The sequence below is a fragment of the Variovorax sp. YR750 genome, from assembly GCF_900109805.1.
Lineage (GTDB): Bacteria > Pseudomonadota > Gammaproteobacteria > Burkholderiales > Burkholderiaceae_C > Variovorax > Variovorax gossypii.
Genome location: NZ_FOBJ01000014.1, coordinates 149,337 through 171,830, shown reverse-complemented (window position 1 = coordinate 171,830; position 22,494 = coordinate 149,337). Strand labels below are relative to the sequence as shown.

The following is a 22,494-nucleotide window of genomic DNA, read 5'->3' as shown; positions in this document are numbered from 1 at the left end:
AGCAGAGAAAAGAGGAGGGCGCCGCGCCCTCCGTTCAACAAAGAGGCTTCATGCCGACCGCATGAGGCCTTTTTCTTGAACCATCCAGGAGACAAAACCCATGTGGAAACTCGTCGTCGGCTTCGTCATCTTCGCCGCCATTGCCCTGTACGTGATCTCGAAGGCCGGTGACAAGGTCGACATGTCGGGCGAGAAGCACGGTGGCGACACCACCACGCACGAGCCGGCGCCCGCCGCCGCGCCGAAGTAATCCCGAAGATTCATGCGGAACACCGCGGAACCGGCTTTGCCGGGCCGCAGGTGTTGCCCCCGGCAGAGGGTCGGCGAAGCGCACGAGGTGCGCGCAGCCTGAGGGCGAGCCCTACCTCTTGAAGCGGCCGTCGCTCACGATCGACAGGTCGACGTAGTCGATGCCTGTGTGGTCGGTCGGCGAGTAGCTGATGTCGAGTCCGCCTCCCACGTCGTACTGGAAGGCGTTCAGCGTGGCGATGAGCTTCGCGCGCGTGGGCTTCGGGCCGGTGCGGCGCAGCGCCTCCACCATCACCTTGGTGGCGACGAAGCCTTCGAGCAGCGCGGGCGACAGCTCGTTCTGGCCCTTGGCCTTGGCCAGCGCCAGCGCTTCCTTGATGAGCGGATGGCCGAACGAGCGCTCGTAGGGCAGCACCTGCGTGACGATCACGCCCGCGCTCGCCGAGCCCAGCTCCTTGATGAAGCCCGAGGCCGCGTTGTTCGACAGCGTGATGATCTGCGCCGCCGAGCCCGCGGCGCGCAGCGCCTTCACGCCGTCGGTGACGGCCGTGCCCGAGCCGATCCACAGCACCGCCTGCGCGTTCGCCTTGGTGAGCTGCGGCACGATGGTCGCGTAGTCGGGCTTGTTGCGGTCGGCCAGCGCCACCACGGCCGGCTTCAGGTTGGCCTTCTCGAAGCCCTTGTTCGCGCCTTCCATCGCGTCCTTGCCGAAGGAGTCGTCGGCCTGCACGACGGCGATGCGCTGGATGCCCGTGGTCTGCAGGTGCTGCACCGCCTTCTCGGCCTCGCGCTGGTAGGTCGAGCGCACGTTGAAGATGTTCTTCTGCAGCGGCTTGTGCAGCGCCATCGCGCCCGTCGAGGGGCCGACCAGCGCCACGCCGTACTTGTCGAGCAGCGGGATCACCGCGAGCGTGTTGGGCGTGCCGCGGTTGAGCAGCAGCGCGAGCACCTTCTTGTCCTCGATGAGCACGCGCGTGTTCTCCAGCGAGCGCTTGGCGTCGAGGCCGTCGTCCATGCGGATCATCTCGATCTGCTCGCCGTTGATGCCGCCCTGGGCGTTGACCTGGTCGATGACCAGCTGCGAGCCCATGATGGTTTCCTTGACGCTGGCCGCCACCGGGCCCGAGAGGTCGGCGGACTGGCCGATCAGGATCTGGGCCGAAGCCCCCGGCGCCGCCATGGCCAGGAGCAGCGCAACGGCGCAGGACGTGAACGTCTTCTTCATCGAGCAAAGCCTTTCCACGAAGCGGGGTGCTTCTGTCAACAGGTGTGTAATGTGTTGCTGAACGTCACAGATCGCTAGCTCGCGCAAACCCTGTCAGACCAAGGTTTTCAGGCGAAAAAAAAGCCCGCCGGTTCGCACCGGCGGGCCTGTGGAAACGCCCTCTGGGGGCGGGGACTCAACGCTTGAAGCGCCCGTCGCTGATGATCGACAGGTCCGCGAAATCGATGCCGCTGTGGTCGGTCGGCGAATAGCTCACCTCCAGCCCGCCGCCCAGGTCGTAGCCGCGCAGGCTTTCGAGCGCCGCCACCATCCTTGCGCGCGTGGGCTTGGGGCCGGCGCGGCGCAGGGCCTCCACCAGCACCTTGGCCGAGGCGAAGCCCTCGAGCGCGGCCGGCGACAGCTCGGCCTGGCCCTTGGCCTGCGCGAGAGCCAGGGCTTCCTTCACCATCGGCTGGCCGAGCGAACGCTCGTTGGGAAACACCTGCGTCACGATCACGCCCTTGCTCGCGTCGCCCAGCTGCTTGATGAAGCCCGACGAGGCGTTGTTCGACAGCGTGACCACCTGCGCTGCCGAACCCGCCGCACGCAGCGCCTTGATGCCGTCGACCACCGCCACGCCGGAGCCGATCCACACCACGGCTTGCGCATTGGCATCCTTGATGGCCGGCACGATGGCCTTGTAGTCGGGCTTGTCGCGGTCGGCCGGGATGGTCACGGTCGGCTTCGCGTTGCCCTTGGCGAAGCCGGTCATCGCGCCTTCGAGGGCGTCGGAGCCGAAGGAGTCGGTCACGTACACCACCGCGATGCGCGTGAGGCCGATGGTCAGCAGGTGCTGCACCGCCTTCTCGGCCTCGCGCTGGTAGGTGGCGCGAACGTTGAACACGTGCTTCTGCAGCGGCTTGTGCAGCGCCATCGCGCCGGTGGAGGGGCCGATGAGCGCCACGTCGTACTTGTCGAGCCAGGGGATGATCGCCTGCGAGTGCGGCGTGCCGCGGCTCATGAAGAGCGCCAGCACCTTCTTGTCCTCGATCAGCACGCGTGCGTTCTCGCTGGCGCGCTTCACGTCGAAGCCGTCGTCCATGCGCAGCACCTCGATCTTCTCGCCGTGGATGCCGCCCTGGGCGTTGGCCGCGTCGATCACCAGCTGCGCGCCGCCGATGGTCTCGTTCACGCTCGCCGCCACCGAGCCGGTCATGCCGGCGGTCTGCCCGATCAGGATCTGGGCCGACGCGCCGAGCGCGCTGAAGGCCAGCAGTGCGGTGGCGCAGAGCATGCGCGTTTTCGTCATGGAAACCTTTCGAGGCAATGCGGGTGCCCGGTTCGGGCTGCCATGAAAACAAATGTGGTATTTGTTTCTGAAAGTGTCGTGAATTCCATCAGGACAAACCCCTGCGCAACCCCCGACCTTGTGACCTAGTGCGCAAACCCGTCACGGAGCACTCCCTAGAATGTTTGCCCCACCCCCCAAGGCACTCATGACACAGGGCTCCATCCGGATTCGCGGCGCGCGCCAGCACAACCTCCAGAACCTCGATCTCGACATCCGCACCGGCGAAATGACGGTGGTCACCGGGCCCAGCGGCTCGGGCAAGTCGAGCCTCGTTTTCGACACCCTCTATGCCGAAGGCCAGCGGCGCTACGTGGAGACCTTCTCCGCCTATGCGCGCCAGTTCCTGGACCGCATGGACAAGCCGGCCGTCGACAAGGTGGAAGGAGTGCCGCCCGCCATCGCCATCGACCAGACCAACCCGGTGCGCTCATCGCGCTCCACGGTCGGCACGATGACCGAGCTGAACGACCACCTGAAGCTGCTCTTCGCGCGCGCGGCCAACCTGTTCGACCGCGAGACCGCGCTGCCGGTGCGCCACGACTCGCCCGACAGCATCTACGCGCAGATCGTCGAGCGCGCGGCCGCGGCGGGCGATCCGCGCCTCGTGGTCACCTTCCCGGTCGAGCTGCCGGCGAGCACCACGGCCGAGGAGGTCACGCAATGGCTGTCGGCCAGCGGCTTCACGCGCGTGCAGGCCGAGCGCGAGGTGGCCACGCCCACCGGGCCGCGCAAGGTGCTCGACGTGGTGGCCGACCGCTTCCGCGCATCGAGCGCCGAGCGCTCGCGCGTGGTGGAAGCCATCGAGGTTGCGCTCAAGCGGGGCAGCGGGCGCGTCACGGTGCATGCCACGGGTTCCGAGGAAAACGCGTCCACCGACGTGTGGAAGTTCTCGACCGGCCTGCACTGCCCCGAGAGCGACATCCGCTACGCCGACCCCATTCCGTCGATGTTCTCGTTCAACTCCGCCGTCGGCGCCTGCGAGACCTGCCGCGGCTTCGGCCGCGTGATCGGCGTCGACCTGGGGCTGGTGATCCCGAACGACAAGCTCACGCTGCGCGCCGGCGCCATCAAGACCATCCAGACGCCCGCCTGGAAGGAAGCGCAGGACGACCTCATGCGTCACGCCGAGGCGGCCGGCATTCCGCGCGACACGCCCTGGAACAAGCTCACCGAGGAGCAGAAGCACTGGGTGATCGAGGGCACGCCCAACTACAAGGAAGGCAACTGGAACAAGCAGTGGTACGGCGTGCGCCGCTTCTTCGGCTACCTGGAGAGCAAGGCGTACAAGATGCACATCCGCGTGCTCTTGTCCAAGTACCGCAGCTACACGCCGTGCCCCACCTGCAGCGGCGCGCGCCTGAAGCTCGACAGCCTGCTGTGGCGCATCGGCAGCAAGGAAGACGCCGACGCGGTGCTGCCGCCCGAAAAGCGCTTCATGCCCACCGGCGCCAGGTGGACGCGCGCGCAGCTCGAGGCGCTGCCCGGCCTGTGCCTGCACGACCTGATGCTGCTGCCCATCGAGCGGCTGCGCCAGCTCTTCGACCGCATCGAGCACCGCAGCAACGGCCACACGGCGAGCGAAGGCGAGCTGCAGGCGCTGAAGCTGCTGTTCGAGGAAATCACCACGCGCCTGCGCTACCTGCACGACGTCGGCATCGGCTACCTCACGCTCGACCGCCAGAGCCGCACGCTCAGCGGCGGCGAGGTGCAGCGCATCAACCTCACGACCGCGCTCGGCACCTCGCTGGTCAACACGCTGTTCGTGCTCGACGAGCCCAGCATCGGTCTGCACCCGCGCGACATGAACCGCATCACCGAGGCCATGCTGCGCCTGCGCGATGCGGGCAACACGCTGGTGGTGGTCGAGCACGACCCGGCCGTGATGCTGGCCGCCGATCGCGTGATCGACATGGGCCCGGGGCCCGGCGCGCGCGGCGGGCAGGTGGTGTTCGACGGCACCACCGACCAGCTGCGCGACGCCGAGACGCTCACCGGCCTGTACCTGGGCGGGCGCAAGAAGATCGGCATGGGCTTCAAGCGCCTCGTGAGCGAGAACACGCACCGGCTCATCCTCGAGGGCGTGCGCGAGCACAACCTGAAGAACGTGACGGTCGAATTTCCGCTGGCGCGGCTGGTATGCGTTACCGGCGTGAGCGGCTCGGGCAAGTCCACGCTCATACAGGACGTGCTGGCGCCGGCGCTCATGCGCCACTTCGGCAAGGCCACCGAGAGCCCGGGCGCGCACGACCGCCTGCTGGGTGCCGACCACCTCGGCGACGTGGTGTTCGTCGACCAGTCGCCCATCGGCAAGACCGCGCGCTCCAACCCGGCGAGCTACGTGGGCGCCTGGGACGCCATCCGCGAGATCTTCGCCACCGCCACGCTCTCGCGCCAGCGCGGCTACACCGCGAGCAAGTTCAGCTTCAACTCCGGCGACGGGCGCTGCCCGACCTGCGGCGGCTCGGGCTTCGAGCACGTCGAGATGCAGTTCCTGTCCGACGTCTACCTGCGCTGCCCCGACTGCGACGGCAAGCGCTACCGCCCCGAGATCCTCGAAGTGCGCGTGGAACGCAAGGGCAAGAGCTACAACGTGGCCGACGTGCTCGAACTCACCGTGGCCGAGGCGGCGGCGGTGTTCGAGGCCGACCGCGACGTGCTGCGCGTGCTGCAGCCGATTTCCGACGTGGGCCTGGACTACGTCAAGCTCGGCCAGCCCGTGCCCACGCTCAGCGGCGGCGAGGCGCAGCGGCTGAAGCTCGCGGGCTTCCTGGCCGAGGCCGCGAAGAACGCCACCGCCAGCAAGCAGTCGGTGGCGCGCAAGGGCACGCTCTTCCTGTTCGACGAGCCGACCACCGGCCTGCACTTCGACGACATCGCGCGGCTCATGCGCGCGCTGCGCAAGCTGCTGGACGCCGGCCATTCGCTGATCGTGATCGAGCACAACCTCGACGTGATCCGCGCCAGCGACTGGCTCATCGACCTCGGCCCCGAAGGCGGCGAGGGCGGCGGCCAGGTGGTGGCCGAAGGCACGCCCGAGCAGCTGCGCGAGAACCGCGCCTCGCTCACCGGCGCCGCGCTGGCCGACTACGAACTGGCCATCGGCCCCGACGCCTACAAGGTGGCCGAGCGCGCCGCGCGCCGCTACATCGCCAATGCCAAGAAGGCGCCGGGCGCCGATGCGGTGGAGATCGTCAATGCGCGCGAGCACAACCTGAAGAACCTGAGCGTCGACATCCCGCGCGGCAAGTTCAGCGTGGTGACGGGCGTGAGCGGATCGGGCAAGTCGACGCTGGCCTTCGACATCCTGTTCAACGAAGGGCAGCGCCGCTACCTGGAATCGCTCAACGCCTATGCGCGCAGCATCGTGCAGCCGGCCGGCCGGCCCGAGGTGGACGCGGTGTACGGCATTCCGCCGACCGTGGCCATCGAGCAGCGCCTGTCGCGCGGCGGCCGCAAGAGCACGGTGGGCACCACCACCGAGGTGTGGCACTTCCTGCGCCTCTTGTACGTGAAGCTGGGCATCCAGCATTGCGTGCACGACGGCGCGGCCGTGCAGCCGCAGACGCCCGACAGCATCGCCGCGCAGCTCATGCGCAACTTCAAGGGCAAGCACATCGGCCTGCTCGCGCCCCTGGTGACCAACCGCAAGGGCGTGTACACCGAGCTGGCCGACTGGGCGCGCCCGCGCGGCTTCACGCATCTGCGCGTGGACGGCGACTTCCTGCCGACCACCGGCTTCCCGCGCATCGACCGCTTCAAGGAGCACAGCATCGAGCTGCCGGTGGCCAGCCTCGACGTGCTGCCCTCGAAGGAGAACGAGCTGCGCGAGGCGCTGGCCAAGGCGCTGGAGCACGGCAAGGGCGTGGTGCACGTGCTGAGCGAGCTCGACGGGCTGCGCGCCGCGATGATGGCGGGCGTGTCCGCGGCCGGCATCGGCCGCCTCAACGTGTTCTCCACGCTGCGCGCCTGCCCGGTGTGCAGCACCAGCTACGCAGAGCTCGATCCGCGCCTGTTCAGCTACAACAGCAAGCACGGCTGGTGCCCCGACTGCGTGGGCACCGGCGTCAAGCTCAGCAAGGACCAGCGCAAGGTGTTCGACGACTCCGTGCTGGCCGGCGACGACAAGGGCCGCGAGCAGACCTTCGCCGAGCCCGAGGTGGAAGACCTGGCCGACGTGGCCTGCCCGACCTGCGAGGGCACGCGCCTGAACGCCACGGCGCGCGCCGTGAGCTTCGGCACCGCGGCCGACGGCTCGGGCGGCATCGGCATCACCGAGCTCGCGCGCATGAGCGTGACCGAGGTGCGGCAGTGGTTCGACGGGCTGACGCTCACCGGCCGCGAAGCCGAGATCGCGCGCGACCTGGTGCCGGAAATCAGGAGCCGGCTCGAGTTCCTGGAAGAAGTGGGCCTGGGCTACCTCACGCTCGACCGCGGCGCGCCCACGCTCTCGGGCGGCGAGGCGCAGCGCATCCGCCTGGCGGCGCAGCTCGGCAGCAACCTGCAGGGCGTGTGCTACGTGCTCGACGAGCCGACCATCGGCCTGCACGCGCGCGACAACCAGATCCTGCTCGACGCCCTGCACAAGCTCGGCGACAAGGGCAACACGCTGGTGGTGGTGGAGCACGACGAGGACACCATCCGCCGCGCCGACCACATCATCGACATCGGCCCGAGCGCCGGCAAGCGCGGCGGCAGGCTGGTGGCCGAAGGCACGGTGGCCGACATCCAGAAGGCCGACGACTCGCAGACCGGCCGCTACCTGCGCGACGCCATCAGGCACCCGCTGCAGGCGCGCCGCCTGGTGCCCTCGCCCGACCCCAAGGCCGGGAAGAGCGGCGAGTGGCTCACCGTGCACGGCGCCGACCTGCACAACCTGCAGGACGTGACCGCCACGCTGCCGCTGCAGCGCCTGGTGGTCGTCACGGGCGTCAGCGGCTCGGGCAAGTCCACGCTGGCGCGCGACGTGCTGCTGGCCAACGTGCAGGCCATCGTGACGCAGCGCATGACCAAGGCGGGCCGCGACTCGGACGCCGCGGGCAAGCGCCCGGCATGGGCGGGCTGCCGCAGCGTCGAAGGCTACGAGACCATCGACCGCGTGCTCGAGGTCGACCAGACGCCCATCGGCAAGACGCCGCGCAGCTGCCCGGCCACCTACATCGGCTTCTGGGACACCATCCGCAAGCTCTTCGCCGACACGCTGGAGGCCAAGGCGCGCGGCTACGGCCCGGCGCGCTTCAGCTTCAACACCGGCGAAGGCCGCTGCCCGGGCTGCGAGGGCGCGGGCGTGCGCACCATCGAGATGAGCTTCCTGCCCGACGTGAAGGTGCCCTGCGAGGTCTGCCACGGCGCGCGCTTCAACCCCGAGACGCTGGCCGTGAGCTGGCGCGGCAAGAGCATCGGCGACGTGCTGAAGATGGAAGTCGACGAGGCCGTCGAGTTCTTCGCGAGCATGCCCAACATCAGCCATCCGCTGCAGCTGCTGAAGGACGTGGGGCTGGGCTACCTCACGCTGGGGCAGCCCTCGCCCACGCTCTCGGGCGGCGAGGCGCAGCGCATCAAGCTGGTGACCGAGCTGAGCAAGGTGCGCGACGACATCACCCGCCGCGGCCAGAAGGCGCCGCACACGCTGTACGTGCTCGACGAGCCGACCGTGGGCCTGCACATGGCCGACGTCGAGAAGCTGATCCACGTGCTGCACCGGCTGGTGAACGGCGGCCACAGCGTGGTGGTGATCGAGCACGACCTCGACCTGATCGCCGAGGCCGACTGGATCCTCGACCTCGGGCCCGAGGGCGGCAACGCGGGCGGGCGCATCGTCGCGGCGGCGCCGCCTGAAGAAGTGGTGCGGCTGGGCACGCACACCGGCGTGGCCCTGGCGCCGGTGCTGGCGCGATAGGGCAGGGCGGGGCTCGCCCCCGCTCCTTTCCTGCTCCTCTTACTTCTGGATGTCGCCCAGGCAGAGGTACTTGATCTCGACGTAGTCGTCCATGCCGTGGTGCGAGCCTTCGCGCCCCAGGCCCGACTGCTTCACGCCGCCGAAGGGCACATGCTCGGTGGCGATCACGCCGGCATTGATGCCGACCATGCCGTATTCCAGCGCCTCCGCCACGCGGAAGATCCGGCCCACGTCGCGTGTGTAGAAGTAGCTCGCCAGGCCGAACTCGGTGTTGTTCGCCGCGTCGATGCCGTCCTGCTCGGTCCTGAAGCGGAACACGGGCGCGAAGGGGCCGAAGGTTTCCTCGCGCGCGCACAGCATGTCGGGCGTGGCCTCGGCGATGACGGTCGGCTCGAAGAACTGGCCCTGCATCCTGTGGCCGCCCGCCAGCACCTTGCCGCCCTTGGCGACGGCGTCGTCGACGTGGCGCTGCACCTTGTCGAGGGCGGCATCCTCGATCAGCGGGCCCTGCACCACGCCGTCGTCGAAGCCGTTGCCGACCTTGAGCGCCCTGACCCTGGCGGCGAACTTCTCGACGAACGCGTCATAGATGCCTTCCTGCACATAGAGCCGGTTCGCGCACACGCAGGTCTGGCCGGCGTTGCGGTACTTGCTCGCGATGGCGCCCTCGACCGCCGAATCGAGATCGGCGTCGTCGAACACCAGGAAGGGCGCGTTGCCGCCCAGCTCCAGCGACAGCTTCTTGACCGTGGGTGCGCACTGGCTCATCAGGATGCGGCCCACTTCCGTGGAGCCCGTGAAGCTCAGGTGGCGCACGACGTCGCTCTCGCACAGCTCCTTGCCGATCGCGATGCTGTTCTGGCTGTCGGCCGTGAGCACGTTGAGCACGCCCGCCGGAATGCCGGCGCGCACGGCCAGTTCCGCTGCGGCAAGCGCGGTCAGCGGCGTGAGTTCGGCCGGCTTGATGACGACCGTGCAGCCCGCGGCCAGCGCCGGCGCCACCTTGCGGGTGATCATGGCCAGCGGAAAATTCCACGGCGTGATCGCCGCGCACACGCCGATGGGCTGCTTCATCACCAACAGGCGGCGGTTGTTGTCGAACTGCGGCAGCACCTCGCCATTCACGCGCTTGGCTTCTTCGGCAAACCACTCGATGAAGCTCGCGCCGTAGGCGACCTCGCCCTTGGCCTCGGCAAAGGGCTTGCCCTGCTCGGCGGTCATCAGGCGGCCCAGGTCTTCGGTGTTGGCGACCAGCAGGTCGAACCACTTGCGCAGCACGATGCTGCGTTCCTTGCCGGTCTTGCCGCGCCAGGCGGCGAGCGCCTCGTTGGCGGCGGCAATGGCATGCGCGGCGTCCGCACGCGTGAGGTTGGCGACGTCGACCAGCTTGCGGCCGGTGGCCGGGTCGTTCACGTCGAAGCGGCTGGCGCCGGCGACCCATTTGCCGGCGATCAGTGCGTCGGTCTTGAGCAGGGTCGGGTCGTTCAGCAGTGCGAGGGGGGATGTCTTCGTATCCATGGTGTCGTGTTGTCTCGAAGGAATTGAATAACCGGTGCAGGCACCCGGTGTCAGCGGAAAGGAACGCCCGGGAGCACGCAGAGCATTTCGTAGAGCAGATTGGCCCCGAGCAGCGCGGTGTTCCCGCTCGTGTCGTAGGGCGGGCTGACCTCCACCAGGTCGGCGCCCACCACGTTCAGCCCGCGGCAGCCGCGCACGATCTCCAGCGCCTGCGGCACGGTGAGCCCGCCGATCTCGGGCGTGCCCGTGCCGCCGGCGAACGAAGGGTCGATGCCGTCGATGTCGAAGCTGATGTAGACCGGATGAGTCGGCCCGATGCGCTCGCGAACCTGCGCCATCATCGGCGCGAGCGACTGGTACCAGACCTCGTGCGCCTGCACCACGGTGAAGCCCTGCTCGCGCGGCCAGTCGAAATCGTTCGCCGCATAGCCGGTGCCGCGCAGGCCGATCTGCCAGACCTTGTCGCAGGCCAGCAGCCCTTCTTCGACGGCGCGCCGGAACGGCGTGCCGTGGGCGATGCGCTCGCCGAACATGTCGTCGTTCACGTCCGCATGGGCGTCGACGTGCACCAGCGCGACCGGGCCGTGCCTGCGCGCCACCGCGCGCAGGATCGGCAGCGCGATGGTGTGGTCGCCGCCGAGCGTCAGCGGCGCGCAGCCGGCGGCCAGCACCGTGTCGTAGAAGGCCGAGATGATGGCCAGCGACTTGTCGAGCGAATAGGTGTTGATCGGCACGTCGCCCAGGTCGGCCACGTTCAGCTTGTCGAAGGGCGCCGCGCCGGTGGCCATGTTGTAGGGCCGCAGCAATGCCGACTCTGCGCGGATCTGGCGCGGTCCGAAGCGCGCTCCCGGTCGGTTGGAAGTGCCGATGTCCAGCGGCACGCCGATGAATGCCGCATTCAGCCCTTCTGGAGACGTTGCAGCGGGCAGCCGCATCATCGTGCCGGGTCCGGCGAAGCGCGGCATGGTGTTGCCGCCGAGCGGCTGGTTCGGAGTGGTAGGCATCGTGTGTGTATTCAGCGCCGCCGCCCGCGCAGCCATTCGAGCGCGAGCAGCAGCGTGGTGGTGAAGACGATCAGCAGCGTCGCCACCGCGGCGATGGTGGGCGAGATGTTCTCGCGGATGCCGGTGAACATCTGCCGCGGCAGCGTGACCTGGTCCGGCCCCGCGAGGAACAGCGTGACCACCACCTCGTCGAACGAAGTGGCGAAGGCGAACAGCGCGCCCGAGATCACGCCCGGCGCGATCACCGGCAGCGTGACGCGCATGAAGGTCCTGAACGGCGTCTCGCCCAGGCTCAGCGACGCGCGCACAAGGTTCTGGTTGAACCCGGCCAGCGTGGCGAGCACCGTGGTCAGCACGAAGGGCGCGCCCAGAGCCGCATGCACCACGATCAGCCCGAAGTAGGTGTCGGCCAAGCCGATGGGCGCGAAGTAGAGGTACGTGGCGACGCCCACCACCACGATCGGCACCACCATCGGCGAGATCAGCACGCTCATGAGCAGGCCCTTGAAGGCGAAGTTCGTGCGCGACAGCCCCACCGCCGCCAGCGTGCCCAGCACGGTGGCCAGCACCGTGGCGGCCGGCGCGACGATGAAGCTGTTGCGCGCCGCGCGCGCCCACTCTGGCGAATCGAAGAGGTTGCGATACCAGCGCAGCGACCAGCCCGGGATCGGATACGCCAGGAACGAGCTGTCGGAGAACGACAGCGGGATCACCACCAGGATCGGCGCCAGCAGGAAGGCCAGCACCGCGACGCAGCCGATGCGCACGAGCCACCAGCCGAGCTTGTCGGCGAAGGTGGCGTAGGCCGGGAATTGAGGGAGCTTCAGCATGCTTGTCCGTCTTTCGTACAGCTTCTCGTGTCGCTCAGCCGAGGCTCAGCTCGGCCTTGCCGATGCGGCGGTACACGGCATAGAGCACCAGCGTTGCGACCAGCAGCACGGCGCCCAGAGCGCAGGCCATGCCCCAGTTGATCTCGACGTTGGTGTAGCGTGCGATGTAGTAGCTCAGCATCTGGTCGTCCGCGCCGCCGAGCAGCGCGGGCGTCACGTAGTAGCCGATCGCCAGGATGAAGACCAGCAGCGCGCCGGCGCCGATGCCCGGGTAGGTCTGCGGCACGTACACGCGGAAGAAGGCCGCCAGCGGCGAGCTGCCCAGCGAGACGGCCGCGCGCAGGTAGGTGGGCGGCACGCTCTTCATGACGCTGTACAGCGGCAGGATCATGAAGGGCAGCAGGATGTGCACCATCGCGATGATCACGCCGGTGCGGTTGAACAGCAGCGCCAGCGGCTGGTCGATCAGGCCGATGCCCATGAGGCCGCGGTTGACCAGCCCCTCGGACTGCAGAAGCACGATCCATGCGGCCACGCGCACCAGGATGGAAGTCCAGAACGGCACCAGCACCAGGATCATCAGCACGTTGGCCTTGCGCGCAGGCAGCGTCGACAGCCACCACGCCAGCGGATAGGCCAGCAGCAGGCAGAAGAAGGTGACCACGGCGCTGATCTGGAAGGTGCGCAGCAGGATGCCGGCAAAGGCGCGCTGGTCGGCTGGCATGCGCTCCACCTCGCCGGCCACGTCGCGCCGCAGGTCGACCGAGGCGAGCAGGTAGTCGGGCGTCCAGCGCGAGCCGTTCTTGGCGATGGCCTGCCAGTACGGCGCCTCGCCCCAGCGCGGATCGAGCTCCAGCATGCGCGCCTTGATCTCTTCCGGCGTGCCGGTGATGGGCAATGCCCTGAAGGCGCCCATCACCAGCGAGCGGGCGCCGGCGATCTCGGTGTTGAGGCGGCGCGCCAGGGCGCCCGCGTCGGAGCTGTCGGGCAGCTGGCCCAGATCGGCCGCCATGGCTGCATAGGCCGCGGGCGCGGGCGCCTCCTTGCGGTTCCAGCCGTCGAGCGCGCGCACGGTGCGCGGCAGCGCGTTGGCCACTTCGGGGTTCTCGACCGCCCGCTGCAGCAGCGCCACGATGGGCACCAGCAGCGTCAGCAGCAGGAACACCAGCAGCGGCGCCGTGAGCGCGAAGGCGCGCCACTTGCGGCGGGCTTCGGCGCGCGCGAGCGCACGCCGCAGCTCGCCGGGCGGTGCCTGCGTTGGAACCGGGGGGACAGACGTTGCCGCGTGCATGGCCTCTTTCGCGCTCGCTCGTTGGTTGGTTCGTCTGTCTGGTTACTGCGTGGCCCAGGCCGCGAAGCGCTTCTCGAGCGCCTCGCCCTGGTCGGCCCAGAAGCCGACGTTGAACTGCAGCGCATCCTTGGCGTTGGTCGACGAGGTCGGCAGGTCGGCCAGCACCTTGGGGCTGAGCGAGGTCAGCGCCTTGGTGTTGGTGGGGCCGTAGGCGATGTTCTGGGCATAGACCGCCTGGTTGGCCGGCTGCATCGCGAACTGGATGTACTTCAGCGAGGCTTCCTTGTTCGGCGCGCCCTTCGGGATCACCAGGTAGTCGAGGTCGTAGATGCCGCCCGGCCAGTAGATCTTGAGGTCGCGGCCTTCGCGGTTGGCCGCGTCGATGCGGCCGTTGTAGACGGTGGTCAGCACCACGTCGCCGGCCACCAGGAACTGCGGCGGCTGCGCGCCGGCTTCCCACCACTGGATGTTCGGCTTGAGCTCGGTGAGCTTCTTGAACGCGCGGTCGGCGCCTTCCTTGGTGCCGAGCACCTTGTAGACGTCGGCCGGCTTCACGCCGTCGGCCATGAGCGCGAACTCGAGGTTGTAGCGAGCGCCCTTGCGCATGCCGCGCTTGCCGGGGATCTTCTTCACGTCCCAGAAGTCGGCCCAGCTGCTGGGCGCGGTCTTGAGCTTCTCGCCGTTGTAGGCCATCACGGTCGACCACACGAACAGGCCCACGCCGCAGTCGGTGACGGCGGCCGGCAGGAAGTCGGCCTTGCTGCCGATCTTGGAGTAGTCGAGCTTCTCGAACAGGCCCTCGTCGCAGCCGCGCGCGGCGTCGGGCGACTCGACCTCGACCACGTCCCAGGTGACCTTCTTCGTCTCGACCATGGCCTTGATCTTGGCCTGCTCGCCGTTGTATTCGACCGGAATGATCTTGGTGCCGGTCTTCTCGTAGGGCTCGTAGTAGGCCTTCTTCTGGGCATTGGCGTTGGCGCCGCCGAAGTTGACCACGGTGAGCTGCTGCTGGGCGAAGGCCGGCAGGGCGAAGCTGGCGGCGACGGTGCAGGCGAGGAGAGTCTTTTTCATGGTGGAAGTCTTCCTGGGTGATGGAGAAGGGGAGAAGGGAAACGAGGGAACAACAACCGGCCGGGTTCAGGGGGCGTAGATGCGCGCATGCGCCGTCGGAAACTCGAGCACCACCGCTTCGCCGGCCTGCGGCGCGGCGGCGCCGTCGAGGCCGTTCAGCGGCAGCTTCACGGTGGCCTCGGCCTGGCCCCCGCCGACGCTGCACAGCAGCCGCAGGTGATCGCCGAAGTAGATGACCCGCGCCACCTCGGCGTCGAGCATGTTGGCGCGCTGCGCGTCGGGCCGGCGATGCAGCACCACCCGCTCGGGGCGGATGCAGGCCTCGACGGTCGCGCCCGCTGCCGCGCCGCTGACGTTGAGCCCGTGCAGCACGCGGCCGTCGGGCAGCTTCATCTCCGCGTGCTCACCGCCATGGCCCTGTTGCTGGCCGAGCTGTCCCTTGAGCACCGTGTTGTCGCCGACGAAGCCGGCCACGAAGCGGTTGGAGGGCGTCTCGTAGAGCCGGTCGACCGTGTCCAGCTGCTGGATCACGCCTTCGTTGAACACCGCCACGCGGTCGCTCATGGTGAGCGCCTCGCCCTGGTCGTGCGTCACGTACACGAAGGTCACGCCGAGCTGGCGGTGCAGGTCCTTGAGCTCGATCTGCATGTGCTCGCGCAGCTGCTTGTCGAGCGCGCCGAGCGGCTCGTCCATCAGCACCAGCTGCGGCTCGAACACCAGTGCGCGCGCCAGCGCCACGCGCTGCTGCTGGCCGCCCGAGAGCTGGCCGGGCAGGCGGTCGGTCATGCCGCGCAGCTGCACCATGTCGAGCGCGCGCTGCACGCGGCGCTGCTGCTCGTCCTTCGGTACCTTGCGCACGGTCAGCGGATAGGCCACGTTCTGGCCCACGCTCAGGTGCGGGAACAGCGCGTAGTTCTGGAAGACCATGCCGAAGTTGCGCTTGTGCGGCGGCGTGCGGGTGATCGGCTTGCCGTCGAGCAGGATCTCGCCCGAGGTCGGCGACTCGAAGCCCGCCAGCATCATCAGCGTGGTGGTCTTGCCCGATCCCGAAGGCCCGAGCAGGCTAAGGAACTCGCCGCGATGAATGTCCAGATCGAGCTGGCGCACCACCAGGTGCTCGCCGTCGTAGGTTTTCTGGACACGCTGGAAGCGCACCAAGGGTTCAGCTGTCATGGAGGATTTCAGGAAAGGATCGTTCGATCAGCGCAGCGCGGCGAAGCTGTCCGCGAGAAGCGCCAGGCCTTCGTCCACAAGCAAGTCGGATGCCGTGAGCGGCACCAGCACGCGAATTACATTGCCGTAGGTGCCGCATGACAGCAGGATTAACCCGCGCCGCGCCGCCTCCGCGACCACCTTGCGGGTCAGTGCGGCGTCAGGTCGCGCGGTGTCGCCCTCCTCGAACAGCTCGATGGCCACCATGGCGCCGAGCCCCCGCACGTCGCCGATGGCCGGCACGTCGGCGGCGATGCGGCGCAGGCCGGCCGTGAGCCGCTCGCCCAGCGCACGGCTGCGCGCCAGCAGCTGCTCGTCGTCGAACACCTTCAGCACCGCGAGCGCCGCGGCGCAGCCGATGGGGCTGCCGGCATAGGTGCCGCCCAGGCCACCGGGCGCGGGAGCGTCCATCACCTCGGCGCGGCCCACCACGCCGGAAATCGGGAAGCCGCCCGCCATCGACTTGGCGGTGGTGATCAGGTCGGGCGCCACGGGCCACTGCTCGCTGGCGAACCAGGTGCCGGTGCGGCCCGCGCCGGTCTGCACCTCGTCGGCAATGATGAGGATGCCGTGGCGGTCCGCCAGCGCGCGCAGGCCCTCGACGAAATCGTTGGGAGCCACGTAGAAGCCGCCTTCGCCCTGCACCGGCTCCAGGATGAAGGCTGCCACGCGCTCGGGCTCGATGTCGTTCTTGAACAGCAGCTCGACCGAATGCAGCGCATCGTCCACGCTCACGCCGTGCAGCGCGTTCGGGTACAGCGCGTGGAACACCTCGCCCGGGAACGGGCCGAAGCCGACCTTGTAGGGCGCCACCTTGCCGGTCAGGCCGAGGGTCATCATCGTGCGGCCGTGGTAGCCGCCGGTGAAGGCGATGACGCCAGGGCGCCGGGTGTGGGCGCGGGCGATCTTGACCGCGTTCTCCACCGCCTCGGCGCCAGTGCTCAGGAAGACGGACTTCTTCGCGAACTGGCCCGGTGCCAGCGCATTCAGGCGCTCGGCCAGCTCCACGTAGGGCTCGTAGGCCAGCACCTGGAAGCAGGTGTGCGAATAGAGGTCTGCCTGCGCCTTGACGGCGGCCGTGATCTCCGGGTGGCAGTGGCCGGTGTTGAGCACCGCGATGCCGCCGGCGAAATCGATATAGCGGCGGCCCTCCACGTCCCAGAGTTCGGCGTTGGCGGCCCGGCTGACGAAGATTTCATGGGCCTGGCCGACGCCGCGGGCGACTGCCGCGCTGCGGCGGGCCATGAGGACGGCATTGCTGAGGTGGGGTTCGCGTTGCATGGTACGACCTGTGCTTTGGTGCTTGGAGGAAGGAATCCCGGCACTCTAGGTCGCACGATTCGGTCCGGCCATGTACACCGGAAGCGATCGATCGGAAGACTGTACTGGTCTTGTATCCTGTACATACTTTCCTCAATATGGTGCAGGCCGGTCTGCCGGAGACACCCCCGATGCTCATTCTTCGCCCCGAACAGCCGACGCCACTGGTCAGCCAGATCGTTGAAGGGCTGCGCGGACTGATCGGCTCGCAGAAGCTCAAGGCCGACAGCAAGCTACCGTCGATCCGCGCCTTTGCAGCGGCCCACGGCGTCAGTGTCTTCACGGTGGTCGAGGCCTACGACCGGCTGGTGGCCCAGGGCCTGCTGGTCTCGCGTGCCAATGCGGGTTTCTTCGTCAAGCGGCGCAGCGAGGACAGTGCCGCCGGCGCTGCCATCGCACCCCGGCCGGACCCCCGCTTCGACGCCCGCTGGTACCTGCAGCAGATCTTCGAGAACCGCAACCTGCCGCTCAAGCCCGGCTGCGGCTGGCTGCCGCACGACTGGCTGTTCGAGGACGGCATGCGCCGCAGCCTGCGCCACCTGGCCTCGGAGGGCACCGACATCGGCGGCTACGGCCTGCCCTTCGGCCACATGGCGCTGCGCATGGCGACGGCCGAGGCGCTTTCGGAGCAGCAGATCGTGGTCGAGGCCGCCCAGGTGCTGCTGACCCAGGGCTCGAGCCAGGCGCTGGACCTGGTCGCGCGACGTCTGCTCAAGCCGGGCGATTCGGTGCTGGTGGACGACCCGGGCTATCCGAACCTGATGTTCATGCTGCGCTTCCTGGGTGTGGAGATCATCGGCGTGCCGCGCACTCCTGCGGGCTACGACATGCCCGCGCTCGAGGCGCTGCTCGCGGTGCACCGGCCCAAGGCCTTCTTCACCCAGCCCCGGCTGCAGAGCCCGACCTGCTCGATGGCCTCGCTGCCGCAACTGGTGCAACTGCTTCAATTGGCCCAGACGCACGACTTCACGCTGGTCGAGAACGACATCTACGCCGAGATGGACGCATCGATGCGCCCCTCGCTCGCCAGCCTGGGGCAGCTGCGCCGCGTGGTCTACGTGAGCAGCTACTCGAAGACCATCTCGCCGAACATCCGCGTCGGCTACGTGGCCGCGCAGCCGGAGCTGCTCGAAGACCTGGCGCAGCTCAAGATGATCTCGGGCCTCACCTCGTCCGACATCACCGAGCGCCTGGCCTTCGGTACCGTGACCGACGGCCGCTGGCGCAAGCATCTCAAGGCCCTGCGCGAGCGCCTCGCGCAGGCACAGGGCAGCGTAGCGAGGCGGCTGGGCGGCCTGGGCTTCGAGCTGTTCCACGAAGCGGCGGCCGGCATGTACCTGTGGGCCCGCCACCCGGACATTACCGACAGCGCCGAGCTCTCGCGCCGCGCCGCGGCGGAAGGAATCATGCTCGGCCCGGGCCAGCTGTTCCTGGTCAACCCGCATCCCACCGGCTGGCTGCGCTTCAACGTGGCCTTCAGCGAAGACGAGCGGCTGTGGCGCTTTCTGGAGCGCAACATCGAAGAACACAGGCACGACTGAAGACGCGACCGACAGGGCTCGCAATAGCCCGCAAGCAGGCGCACAATGGCTCCAACCCTTGGCGCAGGCGCATCCTGAATCAGCCATGGCGGAGTAAACATGTGAGGGGATGAAGCGCCGCGGCGGGGCTACGCAAGGAGCCATGTCATGACCCGCTTCATCGATGTTCACAGCCTGGTCCGCCTGGTGGACGAGACCGGTGTTCCGCAGTTCCTCACCGCGCTGGCCGACGCGCTGCGCGACGACTTCATGCGGTGGCGGGAGTTCGACAAGAAGGCGCGCGTGGCCAGCCATTCGCACCTCGGCGTGATCGAGCTGATGCCGGTGGCCGACGACGGCGCCTACGCCTTCAAGTACGTCAACGGGCATCCGCACAACACCCAGGTCGGGTTGCCGACCGTCATGGCCTTCGGCGTGCTGGCCGAGGTCGACACGGGTTACCCCGTGCTGCTTTCCGAACTCACGCTCACCACCGCGCTGCGCACGGCGGCCACCTCGGCGATGGCCGCGAAGGCACTGGCACGGCCCGATTCGCGCAGCCTCGCGCTGATCGGCAACGGCTCGCAGAGCGAGTTCCAGGCGCTGGCCTTCCATGCGCTGCTGGGCATCGAGGAAGTGCGCGTGTACGACATCGATCCGCACGCCACCGACAAGCTGGTGCGCCACCTCGCGGCCTGCACGCCGCTGGAGATCGTGCGCGCGCGCTCGGTGGCCGAGGCGGTGCGCGGCGCGGACATCGTCACCACCGTCACCGCCTACCAGGGGCGCGCGACCGTGCTCACGCCCGACATGATCGAGCCGGGCATGCATATCAACGCGGTGGGCGGCGATTCGCCCGGCAAGACCGAGCTGCATCCCGGCGTGCTCGGCAAGGCGCGCGTGTTCGTCGAGTACGAGCCGCAGACCCGCGTCGAAGGCGAGATCCAGCAGGTGGCCGCCGACTTCCCGGTGCAGGAGCTCTGGCGCGTGCTGCTCGGCGAGGTGCCCGGCCGCGAGAGCCCCGCGCAGGTCACGCTGTTCGACTCGGTGGGCTTCGCGCTGGAGGACTACACGGCGCTGCGCTACATCCAGCGCATCGCCATGGAGCGCGGCATCGGGCGGCAGATCGCGCTGGTGCCGGAGCTCGACGACCCGAAGGACCTATTCGGGCTCACCGCCTCGGGGCGGCGCCGGGCGGTGCTGCGGCGTGCGGCATGATGGGCGGCTTCACCATCGCCGATCCTGCCTTTCCTCTTCCATGCTCACCATCTACAACGACCAGCACGTTCTCCATCAGGGCAAAGTCGAGATGTTTCGCGGCGAGCTCGTGCCGTGCTTCGAGGTGCCCGCCCGCGTCGATCATGTGAAGAGCGAGCTGGAGCGCAGGGGCCTCGGCGTGCTGCAGGCGCCCGATGCCTTCGACGAATCGCTGCTCGCCAAGGTGCATGCGCCGCGCTACCTGGACTTCATCGCGCACGCCTGGGACGAGTGGGTGGCGCTGGACCCGGCCAACGCGACGCGCGACGCGCTGCCTTCGTACTGGCCCACGCGCGGCATGCGCAGCGACGTGCTGCCCAAGAGCTTTCCGGCGCGAATGGGGCTGTTCTCCTTCGACGCGGGCACGCCGCTGATGGCCGGCAGCTGGGCGGCGGCACGCCACGGCGCCGCCTGCGCGTGGACCGCGGCACGGCGCGTCATCGGCGGCGAGCGCTCCGCCTTCGCGCTGACGCGGCCACCGGGCCACCATGCGGGCGCCGATTTCTTCGGCGGCTACTGCTTCCTCAACAACGCCGCCGTGGCGGCGCAGGCGATGCGCGATGCGGGCGTCGAACGCGTCGCGGTGCTCGACGTCGACTACCACCACGGCAACGGCACGCAGGCCATCTTCTACGAGCGCGACGACGTGCATTTCGCGAGCCTGCACGGCGATCCGCTGACCGACTACCCCTACTACCTGGGCCACGCCGACGAGCGCGGCGCCGGAAGAGGCGAGGGCTTCAACCACAACCTGCCGCTGCCGCGCGGCACGGACTTCACGGCCTGGCGCGCGGCGCTGAAGACCGCGCTGGCCCGCATCGCCGAGGTGAAGGCCGGCGCGCTGGTGGTCTCGCTCGGCGTCGACACCTTCGAGGGCGATCCGATCTCCGGCTTCAAGCTCAGGAGCGACGACTACCTGCGCATGGGCGAGGACCTCGCGCGCGCCGGATTGCCGACGGTGTTCGTGTTCGAAGGCGGTTACGCGGTGGCCGAGGTGGGCGTCAACGCGGTGAACGTGATCGAAGGGTTCGGGCAGCTCTGACCGGCTGACGCGCAGGCGACTCGGATCTCACGAATCGCCCCGGTTTCGCGGGGAAATCAGGGCAGCCCCGATTGCCTTCGCCGATGCGGCGGGGCCCAATCGGCGCTTTCAAAGTCAGGACCCAGTCAGCCATGCTCCGCCGCTCCACCTTCCTCCGTACCGCCGCCGCACTCGCCGCGGGCTGCGGGCTCGCCCTCCCGATGGCGGCGCTCGCGCAGGCCTTTCCCGCCAAGCCCATCAAGCTGGTGATCGCCTTCCCGGCCGGCGGCCCGACCGACATCACCATGCGCCAGCTCGCAGAGAACGCGAGCAAGATCCTCGGCCAGCCGGTGATCATCGACAACAAGCCCGGCGCCGGCGGCACGCTGCCCGCGCAGGCGCTGCAGACCGCGCAGCCCGACGGCTACACCGTCGCGCAGATCCCGCTGGGCGTGTTCCGCCTGGGCTACACGACCAAGATCAACTGGGACCCGCTGAAGGACATCACGTACGTGCTGAACGTCACGGGCTACGCCTTCGGCATCGTGGTGCCGGCCGACAGCCCCTTCAAGACCTGGGCCGACTTCGTCGCCTACGCCAAGGCCAACCCCGGCAAGCTCACCTACGGCTCGACCGGCACGCTGACCAGCCCGCACCTGACGACAGAAATCGTCGCGCAGAAGGCCGGCATCCAGCTGCAGCACGTGCCCTACAAGGGCAGCGCCGACCTGATGCTCGCGGTGGTCAGCGGCCAGCTGATGGCCGCGGCCGACAGCACCGGCTTCGCGCCGCAGGTCGAGGCCGGCAAGCTGCGCGTGCTCAACACCTGGGGCGAGAAGCGCCTGGCCAAGTTCCCCGACGCGCCCACGCTGAAGGAGCTGGGCTACGACGTGGTGCAGAACTCGCCCTTCGGCATCGGCGCGCCCAAGGGCACGCCGCCCGAGGTGGTGAAGAAGCTGCACGACGCCTTCAAGCAGGCGATGGAAGAGCCGAGCTACGTGGCCGCGCTGGGCCGCTACGACATGCTGCCGAACTACATGAGCTCGGCGACTTACACCAAGTTCGCGCAGGACACGGTGGTGCGCGAGAAGGCCATCATCGACAAGCTGGGCCTGGCGAAGGAAGTCAAGACGAACTGAGCGAGCTGAGGACGAAGAGCTCGTCCACCAGCCGGGACGCCAGTTCCGGCTGCACCGCATCGCCCCCGAAAACCAGCCGGAACACGATCGGCGCGATCAGATGATCGATCACCTGCTGCGGCTCGGGCGAGCGCTCGCCCCGGGCGTGCGCCTGCTCGACCAGCGTCAGCGCTTCCCTGCGGCGGTTGCGCAGGCAGTCGGTGTCGGAGTTGCCGTTGGCCAGCGCGGCCGCGGCTTTCAGCAACGAGGTATTGCACGGCTTGGCCAGGTGCTCGATGAGCTCGCGCGCCCAGGCTTCCAGGTCGGCGCGCAGGGTGCCTGTGTCGGGCAGCGGGCGGTTCGGGTCAAGCCGGTGGGTGGCCGTTTCGGCCAGCAGGCCCTGCAGATCGCCCCAGCGCCGGTAGATGCTGGAGGCGCTGACGCCTGCGCGTTCGGCCACGGCCGGCACCGTCACGCGCTCCCGTCCCTGCTCCGCCACCAGTTCTTCGAGGGCGGTGCGCACCAATGCCTGCACCTGGGCGCTGCGGCCACCGGGACGCTTGTTGGGGAGGGCGATGTCGGTCATGGCTTGGACTTTAACGCAAAGATATTTGCTTTAGAAGGTTCTCAGG

16 protein-coding genes are annotated in these 22,494 nt (G+C 68.7%); 6 read left to right on the top strand and 10 right to left on the bottom strand.

Features of this window, described 5'->3' with window-relative positions:
* Nucleotides 1-100 precede the first annotated feature (100 nt).
* Complete coding sequence (locus BMY35_RS38370) at nucleotides 101-250, top strand: hypothetical protein (protein WP_019656389.1); 150 nt, start codon at nucleotides 101-103, stop codon at nucleotides 248-250.
* 111 nt (nucleotides 251-361) lie between these two features.
* Here the strand turns inward: BMY35_RS38370 and BMY35_RS26510 are convergent, their stop codons facing one another.
* Both BMY35_RS26510 and BMY35_RS26505 read right to left on the bottom strand, forming a co-directional pair.
* Nucleotides 362-1,474 (bottom strand): ABC transporter substrate-binding protein, encoded by a 1,113-nt coding sequence (locus BMY35_RS26510; RefSeq protein ID WP_093205874.1) that lies wholly within the window; start codon nucleotides 1,472-1,474, stop codon nucleotides 362-364.
* A 175-nt stretch (nucleotides 1,475-1,649) separates the two neighbouring features.
* The gene (locus BMY35_RS26505) at nucleotides 1,650-2,762 is read right to left on the bottom strand and encodes an ABC transporter substrate-binding protein (protein ID WP_093205873.1); all 1,113 of its coding nucleotides are present in this window, start codon (nucleotides 2,760-2,762) and stop codon (nucleotides 1,650-1,652) included.
* Between the two features lie 187 nt (nucleotides 2,763-2,949).
* On the opposite strand from BMY35_RS26505, the gene uvrA reads away from it, so the two are divergent.
* The gene (gene uvrA, locus BMY35_RS26500; RefSeq protein ID WP_093205871.1) at nucleotides 2,950-8,700 is read left to right on the top strand and encodes an excinuclease ABC subunit UvrA; all 5,751 of its coding nucleotides are present in this window, start codon (nucleotides 2,950-2,952) and stop codon (nucleotides 8,698-8,700) included.
* Nucleotides 8,701-8,739: 39 nt separating this feature from the next.
* Here uvrA and BMY35_RS26495 read toward each other — a convergent pair whose 3' ends face one another.
* The 7 genes from BMY35_RS26495 to gabT form a co-directional block, all read right to left on the bottom strand.
* Nucleotides 8,740-10,218, bottom strand: a complete 1,479-nt coding sequence (locus BMY35_RS26495; RefSeq protein ID WP_093205869.1) for an NAD-dependent succinate-semialdehyde dehydrogenase — start codon at nucleotides 10,216-10,218, stop codon at nucleotides 8,740-8,742.
* Nucleotides 10,219-10,268: 50 nt separating this feature from the next.
* A complete protein-coding gene (gene speB / locus BMY35_RS26490) occupies nucleotides 10,269-11,222 on the bottom strand; it encodes an agmatinase (RefSeq protein ID WP_093206048.1) in 954 nt (317 codons plus the stop codon).
* Between the two features lie 11 nt (nucleotides 11,223-11,233).
* A complete protein-coding gene (locus BMY35_RS26485; RefSeq protein ID WP_093205867.1) occupies nucleotides 11,234-12,052 on the bottom strand; it encodes an ABC transporter permease in 819 nt (272 codons plus the stop codon).
* A gap of 34 nt (nucleotides 12,053-12,086) precedes the next feature.
* A complete protein-coding gene (locus BMY35_RS26480) occupies nucleotides 12,087-13,343 on the bottom strand; it encodes an ABC transporter permease (protein WP_093205865.1) in 1,257 nt (418 codons plus the stop codon).
* 42 nt (nucleotides 13,344-13,385) lie between these two features.
* Nucleotides 13,386-14,414, bottom strand: coding sequence for an ABC transporter substrate-binding protein (locus BMY35_RS26475; RefSeq protein WP_093205863.1), 1,029 nt, complete (start codon nucleotides 14,412-14,414; stop codon nucleotides 13,386-13,388).
* A gap of 66 nt (nucleotides 14,415-14,480) precedes the next feature.
* Nucleotides 14,481-15,587, bottom strand: a complete 1,107-nt coding sequence (locus tag BMY35_RS26470; RefSeq protein ID WP_093205861.1) for an ABC transporter ATP-binding protein — start codon at nucleotides 15,585-15,587, stop codon at nucleotides 14,481-14,483.
* Between the two features lie 27 nt (nucleotides 15,588-15,614).
* Nucleotides 15,615-16,907, bottom strand: a complete 1,293-nt coding sequence (gene gabT, locus BMY35_RS26465; protein ID WP_093205859.1) for a 4-aminobutyrate--2-oxoglutarate transaminase — start codon at nucleotides 16,905-16,907, stop codon at nucleotides 15,615-15,617.
* Nucleotides 16,908-17,077: 170 nt separating this feature from the next.
* On the opposite strand from gabT, the gene BMY35_RS26460 reads away from it, so the two are divergent.
* The 4 genes from BMY35_RS26460 (at nucleotide 17,078) to BMY35_RS26445 (ending at nucleotide 21,883) form a co-directional block, all read left to right on the top strand.
* The gene (locus BMY35_RS26460; protein WP_093205857.1) at nucleotides 17,078-18,487 is read left to right on the top strand and encodes an aminotransferase-like domain-containing protein; all 1,410 of its coding nucleotides are present in this window, start codon (nucleotides 17,078-17,080) and stop codon (nucleotides 18,485-18,487) included.
* 147 nt (nucleotides 18,488-18,634) lie between these two features.
* The gene (locus BMY35_RS26455) at nucleotides 18,635-19,684 is read left to right on the top strand and encodes an ornithine cyclodeaminase (protein ID WP_093205855.1); all 1,050 of its coding nucleotides are present in this window, start codon (nucleotides 18,635-18,637) and stop codon (nucleotides 19,682-19,684) included.
* Nucleotides 19,685-19,724: 40 nt separating this feature from the next.
* The gene (locus tag BMY35_RS26450; RefSeq protein WP_093205853.1) at nucleotides 19,725-20,765 is read left to right on the top strand and encodes a histone deacetylase family protein; all 1,041 of its coding nucleotides are present in this window, start codon (nucleotides 19,725-19,727) and stop codon (nucleotides 20,763-20,765) included.
* Nucleotides 20,766-20,896: 131 nt separating this feature from the next.
* Nucleotides 20,897-21,883, top strand: coding sequence for a tripartite tricarboxylate transporter substrate binding protein (locus BMY35_RS26445; RefSeq protein ID WP_093205852.1), 987 nt, complete (start codon nucleotides 20,897-20,899; stop codon nucleotides 21,881-21,883).
* Here BMY35_RS26445 and BMY35_RS26440 read toward each other — a convergent pair.
* On the bottom strand, nucleotides 21,870-22,448 hold the full coding sequence (locus BMY35_RS26440) for a TetR/AcrR family transcriptional regulator (protein ID WP_093205850.1): 579 nt from the start codon (nucleotides 22,446-22,448) through the stop codon (nucleotides 21,870-21,872). The genes BMY35_RS26445 and BMY35_RS26440 overlap by 14 nt on opposite strands.
* Nucleotides 22,449-22,494 lie beyond the last annotated feature (46 nt).